At 71.9% G+C, this 16,823-nt stretch carries 15 protein-coding genes; 6 read left to right on the top strand and 9 right to left on the bottom strand.

The window, feature by feature from the left end:
• Window positions 1-56 precede the first annotated feature (56 nt).
• Entirely contained in the window at window positions 57-533 is a 477-nt protein-coding gene (locus tag OG408_RS11455; RefSeq protein ID WP_266777970.1) for a hypothetical protein, read from the top strand.
• Between the two features lie 48 nt (window positions 534-581).
• Here OG408_RS11455 and OG408_RS11450 read toward each other — a convergent pair whose 3' ends face one another.
• On the bottom strand, window positions 582-2,078 hold the full coding sequence (locus OG408_RS11450; protein WP_326669676.1) for a DUF1996 domain-containing protein: 1,497 nt from the start codon (window positions 2,076-2,078) through the stop codon (window positions 582-584).
• Between the two features lie 106 nt (window positions 2,079-2,184).
• Window positions 2,185-2,733 carry a carboxymuconolactone decarboxylase family protein gene (locus OG408_RS11445; protein ID WP_285565176.1) on the bottom strand — a complete coding sequence of 183 codons (549 nt, stop codon included), beginning with the start codon at window positions 2,731-2,733 and terminating at the stop codon, window positions 2,185-2,187.
• Between the two features lie 69 nt (window positions 2,734-2,802).
• Between OG408_RS11445 and OG408_RS11440 the strand changes: the two genes are divergently transcribed.
• Both OG408_RS11440 and OG408_RS11435 read left to right on the top strand, forming a co-directional pair.
• On the top strand, window positions 2,803-3,294 hold the full coding sequence (locus OG408_RS11440) for a MarR family winged helix-turn-helix transcriptional regulator (RefSeq protein WP_266777963.1): 492 nt from the start codon (window positions 2,803-2,805) through the stop codon (window positions 3,292-3,294).
• Between the two features lie 144 nt (window positions 3,295-3,438).
• Window positions 3,439-5,103, top strand: coding sequence for an alpha-L-fucosidase (locus OG408_RS11435; RefSeq protein WP_326669672.1), 1,665 nt, complete (start codon window positions 3,439-3,441; stop codon window positions 5,101-5,103).
• On the opposite strand, the gene OG408_RS11430 is transcribed toward OG408_RS11435, so the two are convergent.
• Window positions 5,100-5,747 carry a LuxR C-terminal-related transcriptional regulator gene (locus OG408_RS11430; RefSeq protein WP_266777956.1) on the bottom strand — a complete coding sequence of 216 codons (648 nt, stop codon included), beginning with the start codon at window positions 5,745-5,747 and terminating at the stop codon, window positions 5,100-5,102. The genes OG408_RS11435 and OG408_RS11430 overlap by 4 nt on opposite strands.
• A complete protein-coding gene (locus tag OG408_RS11425) occupies window positions 5,732-7,000 on the bottom strand; it encodes a sensor histidine kinase (protein ID WP_326669669.1) in 1,269 nt (422 codons plus the stop codon). The genes OG408_RS11430 and OG408_RS11425 overlap by 16 nt, the downstream gene beginning before the upstream one ends.
• Before the next feature lie 235 nt (window positions 7,001-7,235).
• Here OG408_RS11425 and OG408_RS11420 point away from each other — a divergent pair, with 235 nt between their 5' ends.
• On the top strand, window positions 7,236-9,374 hold the full coding sequence (locus OG408_RS11420; protein ID WP_285565173.1) for an MMPL family transporter: 2,139 nt from the start codon (window positions 7,236-7,238) through the stop codon (window positions 9,372-9,374).
• 62 nt (window positions 9,375-9,436) lie between these two features.
• Here OG408_RS11420 and OG408_RS11415 read toward each other — a convergent pair whose 3' ends face one another.
• From OG408_RS11415 to OG408_RS11400, 4 genes are all read right to left on the bottom strand, one after another.
• Window positions 9,437-10,063, bottom strand: a complete 627-nt coding sequence (locus OG408_RS11415; protein WP_266777950.1) for a winged helix-turn-helix domain-containing protein — start codon at window positions 10,061-10,063, stop codon at window positions 9,437-9,439.
• A 404-nt stretch (window positions 10,064-10,467) separates the two neighbouring features.
• Window positions 10,468-11,502 (bottom strand): glutamine synthetase, encoded by a 1,035-nt coding sequence (gene glnII / locus OG408_RS11410; protein ID WP_266777948.1) that lies wholly within the window; start codon window positions 11,500-11,502, stop codon window positions 10,468-10,470.
• Window positions 11,503-11,634: 132 nt separating this feature from the next.
• A complete protein-coding gene (locus OG408_RS11405) occupies window positions 11,635-12,774 on the bottom strand; it encodes an ARPP-2 domain-containing protein (RefSeq protein WP_266777946.1) in 1,140 nt (379 codons plus the stop codon).
• Entirely contained in the window at window positions 12,771-14,243 is a 1,473-nt protein-coding gene (locus OG408_RS11400; RefSeq protein ID WP_326669666.1) for a hypothetical protein, read from the bottom strand. The genes OG408_RS11405 and OG408_RS11400 overlap by 4 nt, the downstream gene beginning before the upstream one ends.
• Window positions 14,244-14,453: 210 nt before the next feature.
• Between OG408_RS11400 and OG408_RS11395 the strand changes: the two genes are divergently transcribed.
• The gene (locus tag OG408_RS11395; protein ID WP_266777942.1) at window positions 14,454-15,362 is read left to right on the top strand and encodes a Gfo/Idh/MocA family protein; all 909 of its coding nucleotides are present in this window, start codon (window positions 14,454-14,456) and stop codon (window positions 15,360-15,362) included.
• A 28-nt stretch (window positions 15,363-15,390) separates the two neighbouring features.
• Here the strand turns inward: OG408_RS11395 and OG408_RS11390 are convergent, their stop codons facing one another.
• Window positions 15,391-15,846, bottom strand: a complete 456-nt coding sequence (locus tag OG408_RS11390; protein ID WP_326669664.1) for a MarR family winged helix-turn-helix transcriptional regulator — start codon at window positions 15,844-15,846, stop codon at window positions 15,391-15,393.
• Between the two features lie 71 nt (window positions 15,847-15,917).
• On the opposite strand from OG408_RS11390, the gene OG408_RS11385 reads away from it, so the two are divergent.
• Complete coding sequence (locus OG408_RS11385; protein ID WP_326669663.1) at window positions 15,918-16,796, top strand: alpha/beta fold hydrolase; 879 nt, start codon at window positions 15,918-15,920, stop codon at window positions 16,794-16,796.
• Window positions 16,797-16,823 lie beyond the last annotated feature (27 nt).

The following is a 16,823-nucleotide window of genomic DNA, read 5'->3' as shown; positions in this document are numbered from 1 at the left end:
CCCGGCCTTCTCCCGTTCGGCTGCCAGGACGTGCACCGACGCGGCACGATGGCCGGATGGTGATGCGGCGCGGGACGCGAAGGATACGGGACGCGCGGTGCCTCGCCGCCGTCGTGGCCGGCTGCGCCGGTCTGGCCCTGCTCGCGGGATGCACCGATGACGGCGACGGGACGAAGATCCCGCCGACCGCCACCGGCACCCTGGAGGAACTCGCCGCCCGGGCCCACTGCGAGCCGAAGCTCCAGACCGACGCCCAGGAGCTGCGGCAGGCCAACTGCACCACGGACGACGGACGGTACGTCCTCGCCACCTTCGCCACCGACCGCGGCCAGCGGGAGTGGATCAACGAGGCCAACGACTACGGCGGCGCGTACCTGGTCGGCCGCAGATGGGTGGCCGTCTCGGACGCCACGGTGATCGCGGCACTGCGCGGCCGGCTCGGGGGGACGGTGGAGACCGCCTCGCCGCACCACTCGGGAAGTGGTGGCAGTGGGGGGAGCGAGACGGAACACTCCGGTCACCGCGGGAGCTGACCGCGCAGGCGGGGGAGCCGGGAGGGCGGTACGCCGGCGCGGTGGCCCTCAGCGGCACTTGCGCCCGTCGTTGATGCAGCTCACCACCTTCCGCATCAGCTTGTCGTCGAAGACGTTGATGAAGTCACCGTGATCGGTGACCGGCTTGTGCAGCTGCTCCGGGAAGGAGTCGACGGCGAATCCCGGCCCCGGCGGCACGTCGTACACGATGCGCTGGACCAGCTGCGGGATGGCCTTGAAGCCGTCCTGGCACCGCCCGTCGTCCTGCGCGAACGCCACATGCGTGCGGTGGTTCGCGCTGTCGGTGTTCTGTCCGTCCCAGCAGCTCTGGAAGGCGAAGGACCGCACGACCTGGCTGCCCTCCGGGCAGATCGGGTACTTGTCCTTCAGCTGCCGGTCCTCGAATCCGGTGCAGCTCCAGGAGGCGTTGGCATTGGCGTCGCCGTTGGTGAGCGCCTTGGCGTCGCCGGTGATGATGCGCAGGAAGCGCGGCATGGCCGTGACCTTCCCGGTGGGGTTCCCGGCGAACTTCAGCGTGACCTGGGACGGCGTCTGGATCGCCCCGGTGTTCTGGTCCCTGCCGCCGCCGTCGGCGTCCGCGTCGTTCTCCGCCGTGCCGTCCTGAAGCCGGAGCACGGGCCAGTAGTACGTCGACCGGTCGCCCTGGTTGCGGCAGGTGGTGTCACCGGCCGCCAGGTCGTCGTCGCCGGAGAAGGCGTCGGTGGCCTGGTTGCCCACGTAGTCGTGCATGTGGTGGGCGCCGTTGCTGACGCCGGGCGCGGCGATGACGTTGTCCGGGTTGAACTTCCCGTTCTGGTTGCGCCCGCACTCGGTGGTGAAGGTGCCGCGCGAGGCGCCGCGGAGCCGGGCCGGCCGGTCGACGTTCGGCTGGACGGACTGGATGTCGACGAAGTCGGAGTCCTCGGGACCGTTGCCGGTCTGGCCCTGGTCCTGTCCCTGACCTTGGCCCTGGTCTTGTCCTTGGTCCTGACCCTGGCCGTCGTCGGGCCCGTCGCTCCCGGGGTTCTGCGACGGGTCCTGGGACGCCTCCTGCCCGGGGGCCTGCGGTTCGTCGTCCGCGCGCATGCTGCACGGGGCCAGTGAGCCGAGCCCTCGCGGGCGCTGGCCGCTCCGGCCGATCGCGGTGACGATGCGGTCGATGCTGGCGGTGCGCCGGGCCTTCAGCGGGTCGAGCACGGCGTTCCGGGCGAGGTCGGGATCCCGGGCCATGCTGTCCCTGCGGTCGGCGAACTCCCGGTAGGCGTCGGTGATCTGGGTGTCCATGGCGGCCAGTTCACGGTCGACCTCCGTCCGGGCCGGACCGGGAACCTCGGGGATCTCGTTGACCACCTCGGGGCAGTCGATGGTCGACGCCTGCCGGACCGGCTGCCAGTTCCTGCTGTGGGACGGGCCGGACGAGCCCTCGCCCGCAGAGGCGTAGACGTTGACCGCGGCCAGCCCACCCCCGCCCAGGATCAGTGCGGCCGAGGCGATGATCGCCCGGTTGGCCAGGGTGGAGCGTTTCTTGCGCGATGTGCGTCCCATGGAACTCCTCGGACTCCTCAGGCTTCGCGGGGGAGAAGCGTGATGTTCCATACGGCGCCGGTCCGCGTCCCGTTCAACGGGCCACGGAATTCTTGGTCGGCAAGTATCAGGCGAACTGCGCGAGTTGGGGATCGATCGGGGCATCCGTCATCCGGTTGGCCAGGGTCGACAGGGTGTAGGTGCCGATACCCAGGACCACTTCCAGCGCGTTGCGGGAGGTGTACCCGTGCGAGCGGAAGGACTGGAGCGTCGCCTCGTCGACGGCCCCGCTCGTCGCGATGACGGCGAGGGTGAACTGCCGGACGGCCTCCAGCCGTTCGTCCGGGAGGGGGCCGGTGCCGTCGCGGAGAGCGGTGATGAGGCCGGCGTCGGCCGCGAGGGCGGTGAGCTTCGCGGTGTGCATGGCCACGCAGATGTGGCAGCCGTTGCGGACCGCCACCGTCATGATCAGGACCTCGCGGGAGAGCGGGTCCAGGGTCGTCGACTCGAAGAGCGCGCTCATCCTCAGGAAGCCGTTGAGCACCTCGGGGGACGAGGCGAGCCGGGCGACCGCGGTGGGCAGGTAGCCCTGCTTCTCGGCGACGGCCGCCATGGCGGGACGGGCGGCGGCGGGGGCGGACGCGGGGGTGAGATCGGGGAATGCGGTGGCGGACATGGCTGGCCTCTCGCGATAAACTCGACAACGTGATTGACGAAAAGGTAAACCAGGTTGTCGAGTTTCGCAATGGCTGAGCGTGCGGACGGTGCCCCCGCCGATGACGGGGCGGGCTTCGAGCTGCCCCTGCTGCTCTTCGCCGGATTCCGTTCGGTCATCGACGGCCTGCACCGCGAACTGGCCGAGCAGGGTCACCCCGACATGCGTCCCGCGTACGGGTACGCGCTCCAGGCGGTGGGCCGGGGCGGGTCGACCGCCAGTGAGATCGGCCGGCGGCTGGGGGTGTCCAAACAGGCCGCCGGGAAGACCGTCGAGAAGCTCGAAGCCCTCGGATACGTCGAACGCCTCGACGATCCGCAGGACGGCCGCCGCAAGCTGGTCCGGCTGTCCCCGCGCGGCGTCGACATGCTGGTCCGGTCCGCCGAGGGCTTCGACCGGCTGCGCGCCGAGTGGATGCGGGTGCTCGGGGCCGAGCGCGTCCGCGCCATGGAGGCCGACCTGCGCGCCATGGCGGGACCGGACGCCTTCCGGCTCGACATGGCCGCCTGGTTCAACGGGTGAACGGTGCGACCGGGCTTGGACTTTAGCGGCGAGAGATAGGACGTATGTAGCGCACACCCTTCCCGTGGGCCACTCATTGCGACACCATGCACGCGTCGGCACCCAAGAGATCCGACCACTCGTGGTCGGGAATGGGAGGGAACCATGGCACGACGCACCCATGTGCTCAGCGCGCTCGCACTGGCGGCGGCCGCCGCGCTCGTCCCCGTACAGGCCACGGCGCAGCAGTCCGCGGACGCCCGGACCGGACCGTCGGCCGCTCCGTGCGGCGCGCCCGTGAGACCCGCTTCGCAGATGACCGTCGAGTCCTGCGACAGCCCCGGCCGGATCATCGAGAAGGCGGCGAACATCGTCCCCACACCGGGACAGCTCGCCTGGCAGCAGCGGGAGGTCACCGCCTTCACGCACTTCGGGATGAACACCTTCACCGGCCGCGAGTGGGGTTCCGGCACGGAGGACGAGAAGCTCTTCGCGCCGAAGAGCATCGACGCCGACCAGTGGATGCGCGCCTACAAGGCCGCGGGCGTCGAACAGGTCATGCTCACGGTCAAGCACCACGACGGGTTCGTCCTCTACCCGAGCCGCTACACCGATCACTCGGTCGCCCTCAGCCCCGGCAGCCCCGATGTCGTCGCCGCCTATGTGAAGGCCGCCCGCAAGGCGGGCCTCAAGGTCGGCCTCTACCTCTCGCCCTCCGACGGCGCCGAACTCCCGCACGCCTGGCACGCCGAGTGGGTCGAGACCATCCGCGCCAAGCAGGCCGAGGGCAAGCCGCTGAGCCTGCCCGAGCGGATGGCGCTGGAGGACGGCGACCGCGCCCCGGCCGGCCAGGGCCGCTTCGGCAACGGCAGCGCCGTCACCGAGCGCACCATCCCCACCCTCGTCCCCGGTGACGACCGTGCCGCCCGGGTGCGGAGCGGCAAGCTGCCCACCTTCAAGGTGAAGGCCGACGACTACGACGCGTACTACCTGAACCAGCTGTACGAGATCTTCACCCAGTACGGCCCGGTCGAGGAGCTCTGGCTGGACGGCGCCAACCCCTGGTCCGGCTCCGGCATCACCCAGAAGTACGACGTCAAGCAGTGGTTCGACATGGTCAAGGCACTGTCGCCGAACACCGTCGTCTTCCAGGGCCCGCAGGGCGTCCGCTGGGTGGGGAACGAGTCAGGCGTCGCCCGGGAGACCGAGTGGAGCGTCACCCCGCACGTCACCGACCCGTGGACGGGCCTCGGCAGCCTCCCCAACGACTCCACCGACCCCGACATCGGGTCCAGGGGCAGGCTCCTCGAACCGGGCATCAACTACCTCCAGTGGTACCCGGCCGAGGCCGACGTCTCCAACCGGCCCGGCTGGTTCTACCACCCCGACGAGAAGCCCAAGACCCCCGCGCAGCTGATGGACCTGTACGAGAAGAGCGTCGGCCGCAACGCCTCGCTCCTGCTCAACGTCCCGCCCGCGCCGGACGGCCGGATCGCCGCCGCTGACGTCGCGTCCCTGACCGCCTACGGGGCCGACGTGCGCCGGGTCTACGGCACCGACGTGCGCAAGCAGGGCCCCGGCCCGTACACCTTCGACCGGGTCGCCGTCCGCGAGGACATCCGGCACGGACAGCGGGTGGAGAAGTTCGCGGTCGAGGCCCGGATCGACGGAACGTGGCAGCGGATCGCGGAGGGCACCACCATCGGGCACGAGCGGATCCTGCCGCTGCCCGCGGCCGTCACGGCCGGCGCGGTCCGGGTCAAGGTGCTGGAATCCAGGGCGAAGCCGCACCTGGGCGCCACCACCCTGCACCTCACCACCGCGCGCTAACCGCGGTCCAGGTAGGCGAGTACGGCCAGAACGCGGCGGTTGTCGTCGTCGGACGGCGGCAGGCCGAGCTTCCCGAAGATGTTCGAGGTGTGCTTGGCCACCGCCCGCTCCGTGATCACCATCTGCGAGGCGATCGCCGCGTTCGAACGGCCCTGGGCCATCAGCTCCATGACCTCCCGCTCGCGCGGCGTCAGCCCGCCCATCGGCTTGTCCTGCGAACGCCGCGACAGCAGCTGCGAGATGACCTGCGGGTCCATCGCGGTGCCGCCGGCGGCGACCCGGCGCACCGCGTCGATGAACTGGTCGGCGTCGAAGACCCGGTCCTTGAGCAGATAACCGATGGCACCGTTGCCGTCCGCCAGCAGCTCGCGCGCGTACAACTGCTCGACGTGCTGGGAGAGCACGAGCACCGGCAGGCCGGGTCTGGCCCGCCGGGCGGCCAGCGCGCACTGCAGCCCCTCGTCCGTGTGGGACGGCGGAAGCCGGACGTCGACGACAGCGACGTCCGGCTTCAACTCGGCGAGTGCTCTGGTGAGTTCGGGCCCGGTCTCGACGGCGGCCGCGATCTCGAAGTCGTACGCCTCCAGCATGCGGACCAGGCCGTCGCGCAGCAGGAAGAGATCTTCGGCTAGGACAACTCGCAAGGGATCTCCATGGTCACCATGGTGGGACCGCCCGCGGGGCTGCTGACGGCCATGATGCCGTCGAATGTACCGAGTCGGCGTTCGACTCCGCTCAGGCCCGAGCCCGTTCCGGTCTCGGCGCCGCCCTTTCCGTTGTCCGTGACGGAGATCCGCAGATGCCCGTCGGCGTCGTGCACGTCCACCCAGATCCTGTCGGCGCCCGAGTGCTTCGCCGCGTTCGTCAGGAGCTCACTGACCGCGAAGTACGCGGCCGACTCGACCGGGGCGTCCGCACGCCCGCTCAGCTCCACATCGACCTCGGTCCGGATGGGCAGCCGCAGCGCCAGCGCCTTGACCGCGTCCCCGAGCCCACGCTCGGCGAGAACCGGCGGATGGATGCCCCGCACCAGGTCGCGCAGTTCCGTGAGCGCCTCCGCCGACGACTCGCGGGCCGTCGCAAGCAGCTTCTTCGCCTGCGCCGGGTCCTTCTCGATCAGCGCCTCGATGGTGCCCAGATTCATGCCCATGGCGACCAGCCGGGCCTGCGCCCCGTCGTGCAGATCCCGTTCGATGCGGCGCAGTTCCGAGGCGGCGGTGTCGACCGCCTCGTGCCGGGTCTCGGTCAGCCGGTCGATGCGCAGGGCCAGTTCCTGCTCGTGCGTCGGAGCCAGCAGCGAGCGCGCGATCACGAAGTGGGTCCGCAGCAGCCGCTCGCTCAGCGCCACACCGACCGCGAAGAACGCCACGCCGGTCGCGGCGGCCACGAGCGCCGTCGCCTGGCTGTCGACCGGCACGAACGCGTACCAGTACGTGTCGTCCCTGAAGACCCGCCACAGCCCGGCCGCCAGGACGAAGCCCTCCACCGGGTAGATCATCAGCGTTGCTGCCAGCAACGCCACCACGGAGCCGGCCGTCATATCGGCCAGCAGCCACTGCATGTCCCGCCAGGTCGCCGGGTCCTTCAGCATCACCGTGGTCCGCTCCACCTGCCCGGTGAAACCGCTGCGGACATCCTTCGGCAGCGGCCGGTACGGGACCGGGATGCGGACGTCCGACCAGGTGATGGCCAGCAGCCGCCGCTGGTTGGCGTGCTTGCGGACCGCCGCCAGCATCTGGGGGGTGGTGACGAGACCGATACCCAGCGGGATGAGGGCCATGGAGACCAGCGTCAGCACGAACAGCGTGACCGACCCCGCCAACGCGGTGATCGACAGCACCAGCCCGCGCCCAGCGGCCAGCAGCGCGGCCCTTGTCCGTCCGGTCGGCCTGTTCATATCGGACCCTCTTCCCTTGCCGGTGCTCGTGTCAGCCCCGGTTCCCGCCCAGTCTGTCCTCTCCCGCGACCGCCGCGGCAGCCGTTTCGCCACCCGGGCGGGGTGTACCCAGCCACCCCCGCGACCTCGCCCTACGTCGCGGGAAGAGGGGGCTTCGGCGGCTGGGGCGGCGGGCCCCGGATTCCTAGATTCATGGGTGTCCAGTCCAACGTCCAACACAGGGGGCGAACACGCCATGAGGCGTAATCTCGCGGCACGCATCGGTGTGTGGAGCGCACACCATCGCAAGACGGCCATTCTCGGCTGGCTGCTCTTCGTCGTGCTCGCAGCGGGCATCGGCGGTGCGTCCGGCATGGTCGAGATGACCGACGCGGAGAACGGCGCCGGCGACTCGGCCCGCGCCGAGCAGATCCTCTCCGACGCCGGCCTCAGCCACCGGGCGGGCGAGATGGTCATGGTGTCGTCGGCCGAGCCGGACGGCTGGCGGACCGCGGCCCAGCAGCTGACCACGGCCCTCGGGAAGACCGGTGAGGTGACCGGCCTCGCGAAGCCGGTCGCCTCCGAGGACGGCAAGGACGCCCTGATCACCTTCGAGATGAAGGGCGAGGCGGCCACCGCGTCCGACCGGGTGCAGCCCGTCCTGGACGCCGTGTCCGGGGTGCAGAAGGAACGGACGGACGTCACCGTCCACCAGTTCGGGGACGCCAGTGCCGGGAAGTGGCTCGGTGACCTGCTGACCGACGACTTCCAGAAGGCCGAGTTCACCGCCGTACCCCTGGCCCTGGGCATCCTGCTGGTCGCCTTCGGCGCCGTCGTCGCGGCGCTGCTGCCCGTCGGGCTCGCCCTGACCGCGTGCATGGCCGCCTTCGGTCTGCTGTCGCTCGCCAGCCACCAGCTGCACCTCTTCCAGACCACGTACTCCGTGATGTTCCTGATGGGCTTCGCCGTCGGCGTCGACTACTGCCTCTTCTACCTGCGGCGCGAGCGGGACGAGCGGGCCGCGGGGCGCGACGCGGAGACGGCGCTGCGGATCGCCGCGGCGACCAGCGGCCGGTCCGTGCTGGTGTCCGGGCTGACCGTCATGGTCGCGATGGCCGGCATGTTCCTGTCCGGACTGCTGCTGTTCAAGGGCTTCGCCATCGCCACGATCATCGTGGTCTTCATCGCCATGATGGGCTCCGTGACCGTGCTGCCCGCGCTGCTCTCCTGGCTGGGCGACCGGATCGACGCCGGACGCGTACCGCTGCTGAACCGGCGCGACAAGCGCGGCAAGAAGGAGAGCGGCCGCCTCGCCGGCAAGCTCCTGCGGCCGGTCCTGGCCAGGCCGAAGTTCTTCGCCGCCGTCTCCGCGGTCGTCCTGCTCGTGCTGGCCGCGCCCGCGCTCGGCATGAAGACCGAGGAACTGGGCCTGGAGAAGCAGTTCGGCTCCGACTCCCAGCTCTCGGTCGCCTACCGGCACATCAGCGACACCTTCCCCGGCGGCCCGGCCCCGGCCCAGGTCGTCGTCGAGGCGGACGACATCGAGGCACCCGGTGTGCGCAAGGCACTCGCCGGCTTCGACCAGGTGACCGTCCACCGGGCGCAGAACGTCGCCGAGATCGAGATCCCGATGCCGCGCGGCGAGGACGATCTGACCGAACTGCGCGACAAGAAGCTGCCGGCCGCGTTCGAAGGGACGGGCGCCCACGCGTACGTGACCGGTGAGGTGGCCGGGTCCACGGACTTCAACGACCAGCTGAAGGCCGGCATCCTGCCCGTCTTCCTCTTCATCACCGCGGTGACCTTCCTGCTGATGCTGTTCTGCTTCCGCAGCTACGTCATCGCCGTCACCGCGATCCTGCTCAACCTGCTCTCGGTGGCCGCCGCGTACGGCGTGATGACCGCGGTCTTCCAGCACGGCTGGGGTGCCTCGCTGATCGGCTCGGAGGGGGTCGGCGCGATCGAGTCCTGGATGCCGCTGTTCGTCCTCGTCGTCCTGTTCGGACTCTCGATGGACTACCACGTGTTCGTGGTCTCCCGGATCCGCGAGGCCCACGGCCGCGGGCTCTCCACCCGGGCCGCGATCGACGAGGGCATCCGGCGCACGGCCGGTGCGGTGACCGGAGCGGCCGTGATCATGGTGGCGGTGTTCTCGGTCTTCGGGACGCTGTCCATGCAGGACATGCAGCAGATGGGCGTCGGCCTGGCCGTCGCGGTGCTGCTGGACGCCACGATCGTACGGATGGTCCTGCTGCCCTCCGTGATGGCGCTGCTGGGCGAGCGGAACTGGCGGACCCCGCGCGGACTGTCCCGGCTGCCGAGCCTGGACCACGAGGAGCCGGAGCAGGCGCCCGCTCCCGCGGCCGCCCCGGTGGGGACGGGCCTGCACGGCTGACCCCGGACACACGGAGGGGCCCTGTTCCGGAACGTGCCGGAACAGGGCCCCTCCGGCCCGTCTCAGGGTGCGTACTTGTAACCGACGCGCCGCACCGTCTGGATCGACCGGCGGTGCTCGACGCCCAGCTTGCGGCGCAGCCGGGCGACATGGACGTCGACGGTGCGCCCGTCGCCCACGTGCCCGTACCCCCAGACCGTGGTGACCAGCTGGTCGCGGGTGTGCACCCGGTGCGGGTGCGCCACCAGATGGGCGAGGAGCTCGAACTCCAGGTAGGTCAGGTCGAGCGTGTTCCCGTTCACCGCGGCGGTGCGCTGGACGGAGTCGATCCGGACCGGACCGGCACCCCGGTCGTCCAGGGTCTCCGGCACCTCGAACCGGCCGGCCCGGGCGACCCCGGCGGCCGCGGCCGCGAGGGCCGGCTGCTGGTCGGCCGGGACGAGCACCAGGTATCCGACCATCGGAGGCCGGCCCGGCAGCGCCGGCACGGTGTGCTGGGGCGCGGGCAGCCAGGTGGCGCCCGGGGTCAGGAACGCGGAGACATCGGCCGGCTGGACGACCTCGTCCGGATCAACGGCCCGGAGCCGGTGCCGGTTGGGGGACAGGGGACGGGCGGAGGCGGCCGCAGCGGTCGCCGACGGCGCTGCGGTGGCAGCGGCTGCGGCGGAGAAGGTACGAGTGTTCGCCATGAGGGTCAGCTCTTTCGCGCGAGGGAGTCGTCTGTGGACGGACTTGCTTCGTGCGCGCGGACCGAAGACCGGGGTGAGCGGCTTTAGAGGGCCAGCGCGTTCAACGCGCGGCAACACACCCGGTCGAAGTCGTGGTGCTGACGGGAAGGCCAGAAAGGCTCGAGGTCGCTGCGACCTGTCGAGGTGTGCTGGATGCTGGCCATGCCCCCATTGAACCAGAGAACACGACGGTCGAGCAGTCCTCTCTCACCCGTCGATACGGACCTTTTGCGTTACGTTCCTCGCCCCGGCCGCTCAACCCGCCCTCGGACCCGGTGATTTGGGGACGCAGCGCGCCCCGGGCACGCCGAAGGGCGCCCACCGGCCGAGCGGAGGGCGCCCTTCGTACGGACGGTGCGGCGGGATCAGACCTGGTCGGCCTTCTCCAGCGCGGTGCAGCAGGTGTCGACGATCAGCCGCGTGACGACGTACGGGTCGACGTTGGCGTTCGGGCGGCGGTCCTCGATGTAGCCCTTCTGGTCCTGCTCGACCTGCCACGGGATACGGACCGAGGCGCCGCGGTTGGAGACGCCGTAGCTGTACTCGTTCCACGGGGCGGTCTCGTGCAGACCGGTCAGCCGGTCGTCGATGCCCGCGCCGTAGTTCTTGACGTGGTCCATCGGCTTCGAGCCCTCACCGAGCGACTCGGCCGCGGTGATGATCGCCTCGTAGCCCTCGCGCATCGCCTTCGTGGAGAAGTTGGTGTGCGCGCCCGCCCCGTTCCAGTCGCCCTTGACCGGCTTCGGGTCCAGCGTCGCGGAGACGTTGAAGTCCTCGGCGGTGCGGTACAGCAGCCAGCGCGCGATCCACAGGTGGTCGGAGACCTCCAGCGGCGAGACCGGTCCGACCTGGAACTCCCACTGCCCGGGCATGACCTCGGCGTTGATGCCGGAGATGGCCAGACCGGCCTTCAGGCAGTTGTCGAGGTGCTTCTCGACGATCTCACGGCCGAAGATCTCGTCCGCGCCGACGCCGCAGTAGTAGCCGCCCTGCGCGGCCGGGAAGCCGCCCTCGGGGAAGCCGAGCGGCCGGTGGCCGTCGAAGAAGGTGTACTCCTGCTCGATGCCGAAGATCGGCTCCTGGCCGGCGAACTGCTCGGCGACCGGACGCAGCTCGGCCCGCGTGTTGGTCTCGTGCGGGGTCATGTCGATGTGGAAGACCTCGCACAGCACGAGGACGTCGTCACCGCCGCGGATCGGGTCCGGGCAGGTGAAGACCGGCTTCAGCACCCGGTCGGAGGCGTGGCCCTCGGCCTGGTTGGTGCTCGACCCGTCGAAGCCCCAGATGGGCAGCTCCGCCACGTCGGACGACGGGGTACCGGGCATGATCTTCGTCTTGGAACGGAGCTTGGCGGTCGGCTCGGTGCCGTCGATCCAGATGTACTCAGCCTTGAACGTCACGGAAGCCATCCTTTGGGGGTGCTGCGGTCTATGCAGCGCAGCTTCGCAAGACGCGATTTCCCGACCGTTGCCCTCGTGTGAACCCCGTGTTACCGAGGTTTCCTGCGGAAGACGGGCCGGTCGTGGGGCGCCCTACCGGCCTCGGTCCCGCAGCAGCGACTCGAAGCCGGCGTCCCGGATCCGCCGCGTCAGCTCCGTCTCGCCGGTGCCCAGGGCCACGGCCGCGCGCGACAGCTCCCAGTCCGCGTCGGCGAGCCGCCGGAGCAGGTGACCGCGCCTGATCTGCGCCTCGGACAGCCGGAACGTCTTCAGATAGGCGACCCGGCCCTTGTGGTCGGTGATCGTCTCGCCGATGTGCTGCCCGCCCCCGTTGCGCAGGAACGGCGGCAGGAACCGCCACAGCGTGAACGACCCCATGCGGTACACCCGGTCGAAGCCGTACGAGGTGTCCAGCAGCTCCCGGGCGAAGAGCGTGTCGTGCGCCTCGCTCCACGCCCGCTCCTGCCCCCGCGCGGCGGCCCGGAGACCGGCGAGCGTCATATGGGGGCCGTCCGCGATCCGGGCCCCGAACGCGGCGACCGGCGCCCCGTACATCGCGTACTGGTGGACCAGCTCCCCGTACAGGTCCTGGACGAGCGTCGGGTGCAGCAGCCGGTAGTCGTCGGGGTGCGGCACCACGAAGGCGGCGGCGAGCGCGTCGGCCGCGTACACCATCACCCCGCACTGGCCGGGATGGATCTCGAACGTCCGCAGCGCGTCGCCGAGTCCGCGCACCGACCATCCCAGGTACGCGTCCTCCTCGCGCGGCGACAGCCCGTCGCGCAGCGCCTGGCGCGACCACTCCTCCCAGGCGGTCGACGGCCCGCCGAAGTGCAGCGCGAGATAACCCTCCATCGCCAGGTGCTGCGGCAGGAAGCGCAGCCGGTTCCCGGGCTGCCGCTTGGCCAGCCGGTGGTGGCGGTGGCGCGGCAGCGTGAGCGTCCTGGGCGGGGAGCCGGGGGAGCCGGTCCCGTCCCGGCCGGCCAGCTGCGTCCCGTACGCGGCACTGTCCGTGCCCTCGCCCGACCAGTCCGCGACGAGTCCGTGCGGGATGTACGAGGTGTAGTGCGTCCGCGGACCCACCTCCACCACACCGCTCCCGTACCCCTCGTAGACCTCCCGCCCCAGCCGGAGCCCGGCCACGGGGGCCTCGCGGACCAGAGGTACGAGCCGGATGCCGCCCCACACCTGCGACGGGCCGGCGGTGAGACCGGTCAGTTCGAGCCTGTTCACAGCGGTCCTCCCGAAGGGGCGGCGGTCACGAACCGGGCGACCTGCCGGTCCAGGTACGCGTACAGCTCGGCGGGGCCGGTGCGCCCCTCGGAGAACTGCGCGATCTCCACCAGTGCCGGCAGGTCCTCCGCGTCCCGGATTCCGGCCGTCGGCACCCCCGGCGACAGCCGCCGGACGTCGAAACCGTCCGCGTCGTATACAGGGTTCACATGCACCACAGAGGTGCTCCGGCCGGGATCGAGCCTGGTCCGCCACACCCTCAGCACCTCGCCCGCGAGTCCCGGCGGGGCGTTGTCCCAGCCGTCCGAGACGATGACCAGCCGCTCCGGACCGTGCTCCAGCGCGTCCAGCACCCGCAGGCCGAGCGGGGTCGGCCCCCATGGCCTGACCAGCAGCGGATCCCGCGCACCGCTGGTCCACAGCGGGGCGTACGCGCCGGGCGCGGCGAGTGCCTCCAGCAGGAAGTGGCAGGCCAGCGCCACGGCGAGCGGCCGGCGCCGCTTCTCGCCCGAGCCGGACGAGGAGTAGCTGTCGTCGAGCACGGCGGCGACCCGCCCCCACCTCCCGGCGTGCGGGCCCGCCGCGCGGCGGGCGGCGGTGCGCAGGGCGAGCGTCAGCTCCGCGCGGTGACGCAGACGTGCGGGCGCGTCGAGGGAGAGGACGTACAGCGCGAGCCGGGTCAGCGGCATCACGGTCAGATCGGTGCCCGCCGCACGCTCCTGCGGGGCGGCCCCGCCCCGCTGCCCCTGCGTGCGCAGCCGCTCCAGCCGCGTCATCCGGGGTGCCATCCGCTCCAGGAACGCGGCACGCTTCATGCCGTGCCGGGCGGCGAAGCCCTCGGCGACGGTGAACGGCAGCTCGGCGACGGCGCCCTGCTCGTAGTGCGCGCGGCGCCAGGCGTCGAGCAGCCCGTGCCGGTAGCGCGGCAGCTTCCCCGGCCGGAAGAGGAAGGCGCCCAGCTCACCGGCCGGAGCGGCGCCGTCGTCGAGCGGGAGATGGGCGTGGCGCACCGCGGTCCTCAGCCCCGCGCGGTACTTCACCGCGTCGTGCGCCGGATCGGGCCGGGCGGCCAGCCAGTCCCGCATGATCGCGCGGGTGCGCCGGTTGTTGACCTTGGCCGTGCGCAGCCCGCGGAAGAGCCGGTAGACCCGCTGCGGCGGCAGCTTCGCCAGCCGGGCGGCGATCAGCCGGCCCTCGGCGCGCTTCTCTGCCGGCGAGGCCTCGGAGGCGTACTCCAGCAGCCCCTGCACGATGCGCACGGCGTTGTGGTCGTTGATGTCCAGGGCGAGCGAGGCGGCGTACACCCGGCGGTAGTTGACCCGTACGTACTCGTGCAGGAAGTCCAGCGAGAGCTGCTGCCGGCCCGCGGCCGAGTGGAACTCGCGCTGGCCGGTCGCGGTGACCGCCGCGTTGACGAAGAGGAGCACGTCCTCGGCAGCGACGAGCTCGGCGAAGGTCCCGGTCGTCATGATGAATCCCCCGTGGTGTCCGCGAGGCGGTACGCGCAGGCGGAAGCCGGCCGGGGAATGGGGGCGCGAGCAGCGAAATATTTGCTTCAGAGGCAAGTCCCGGAAGTCGCACCGGAGTCCCGCGGCCGGCCCCGCCAACGTAACCGCCCGCCCGCACGCCCCGCCACCGGATTCGAACGGCCCCGGCGCCGCACCGGGCACACTGGTCCCATGACGACATCCGTGACCCCCCTGCGCATCGGCCTGGTCGGTACGGGCCCCTGGGCCCGTAACACCCAGGCCCCCGCCCTCGCCGCCCACCCCGGCGCCGTGCTGAGCGGGGTGTGGGGCCGCCGTGCCGAGGCCGCCGGGGAGCTGGCCGCCGCGCACGGCACCGAGGCGTACACCGGCGACGCCGGGCTCGACGAGCTCTTCGCCACGAGCGACGCCGTCGCGTTCGCGCTGCCGCCGGACGTCCAGGCCCCTCTGGCCGCCCGCGCCGCGGCGGCCGGCTGCCACCTGCTGATGGACAAGCCGGTGGCCACCACCGTCGAGGGCGCCCGTCAGGTGGCCGAGGCGGCCGAACAGGCCCGGGTCGCCTCGATCGTCTTCTGCACCCTGCGCTTCGCACCGGAGACCGCCGCCTGGATCACCGAACAGCACGCGGCGGGCGGCTGGTTCACCGCCCACGCCGAGTGGATCGGCGCCCTGTGGGCCCCCGGCGCGGACAGTGAGTACGCCGCGTCCCCCTGGCGCCACGAGAAGGGCGGCCTCTGGGACGTCGGCCCGCACGCGCTCTCGGTCCTCATCCCGGTGCTGGGCGACGTCACCTCCCTGACCGCGGCCCGCGGCCCCGCCGACACCCACCACCTCGTCCTGCGCCACACCTCCGGCGCCTCCAGCACGGTCACTCTGACCCTGGCCGCACCCGCGGCCGCGGCCGGCGTGGGCATCGCGCTCCGGGGCGAGCACGGCGTCGTCGGACTGCCCCGGTGGGACGGCGCCGTCGGCGCGTTCCGGGCAGCGGTGGACGCGCTGATCGAATCGGTGCGCACGGGGGAGGCGCACCCCTGCGACGTACGGTTCGGTCTCCGGCTGACCGAACTGCTCGCGGAGGCCGAGGCACAGGCGGGGGCGTAGGCCCCGGGGCCGAGCCGGGCCGGGAGTGTCACTCCCGCCCCGGCTCCGACACCGCGGCGTGGAAGCCGTGCAGGAACCGCCGCACGGCGGCGACCTCGCCCGGGTCGAACTCCCGCAGCAGCGCCACCGCGCTCCCGATCATCGGCCCGAACGCCGCCCACCCCAGCTCCACCGCCTGCGGGGTCACGCCCAGCAGCACCCGCCGCCCGTCCTCGGGGTCGCGGGTACGCGTCAGATGGCCCAGGCGCTCCAGCCGGTCGATCAGCGACGTGGTCCCGGCCGAATTGAGCCCCAGCTCGGCGCCGAGCCGGCCGGCCGTGAAACCGGTCCCGCCGCGCTCGGCGTCGAGCAGACAGACCAGGGCCCGCACATCGGTGGGATGCATACCGTGCCGGGCCGCGAACTCGGCCTGGCGCAGACCGAATTCGACCGTGACCCTGCGCAGCAGATGGATGATCTCCATCTCGGTCCCCTGCTCGCTCATGTGCGGCTCCTCGCTCTATTATCTCGCTCAGCGAGATAATATGCAGAGGTACGGAGCTCAGGGAGCACCCCATGAAACGCACCGCGTCCGCGTCCGCCTCCGACGCCTTCCGCACGGCCTACGACGAGATCCTGGCCACCGAGTGGCCCGCCGGCACGGCCTCGACAGCGGTCTCCACCCCGTACGGCACCACCCACCTCAACAGCTGCGGTCCCGAGGACGCCCCGCCGCTGCTCCTGCTCCCCGGCGGGGGCGCGACCTCCACCGTCTGGTACGCCCAGGCCGCGAGCCTGGGCCGCAGCCACCGGGTCCACGCCGTCGACCTGGTGGGCGAGCCGGGCCGCAGCACGGTGGGGGAGCGCCCGATCCGGACCCCGGCGGATCTGCACGGCTGGCTCGACGCGGTCCTGGACGCCCTCGACGCCGGACCCGCCGCCCTGTGCGGCCACTCCTACGGCGGCTGGATCGCCCTCCAGTACGCCCTGCACGCACCCCACCGGCTCCGGAAGCTGGTCCTCGTCGACCCGACCGGCTGCTTCGCCGGCTTCCGTCCCGGCTACCTTCTGCACGCGCTCCCGATGCTGCTGCGTCCCGACGCCGCCCGCACGCGCGCCTTCCTCGCCTGGGAGACGGGCCACGCCCCGCTGGACCCGGCCTGGCTGCGACTGCGCGAGGCGGCGGCGGGCCTCCCGGCGGTCCGGCCGGTCACCGGACCCCGCCCGTCGGCCGAGGCCCTGCGCGCCCTCGACGTACCGGCCCTGATCCTGCTCGCCGAAGAGAGCCGCGCCCAGGACACGCCCCGGGTCGCCACCGCGGTGAAGCGGCTGCTGCCGCGGGCCGAGACGGTCGTACTGCCCGGCGTCTCGCACCACGCGCTGCCGCTGCACGAACCGGCGGCGGGCGAGCTGAACCGCAGGATGCTGCGGTTCCTCGACGGCCCGGCCCGCTAGGACGCGTCCGCGAGCCCCCTCTGACCC

The sequence above is a fragment of the Streptomyces sp. NBC_01257 genome, assembly GCF_035917255.1.
Taxonomy (GTDB): Bacteria; Actinomycetota; Actinomycetes; order Streptomycetales; family Streptomycetaceae; genus Streptomyces.
This window is presented reverse-complemented; position numbering and strand designations above follow the sequence as displayed.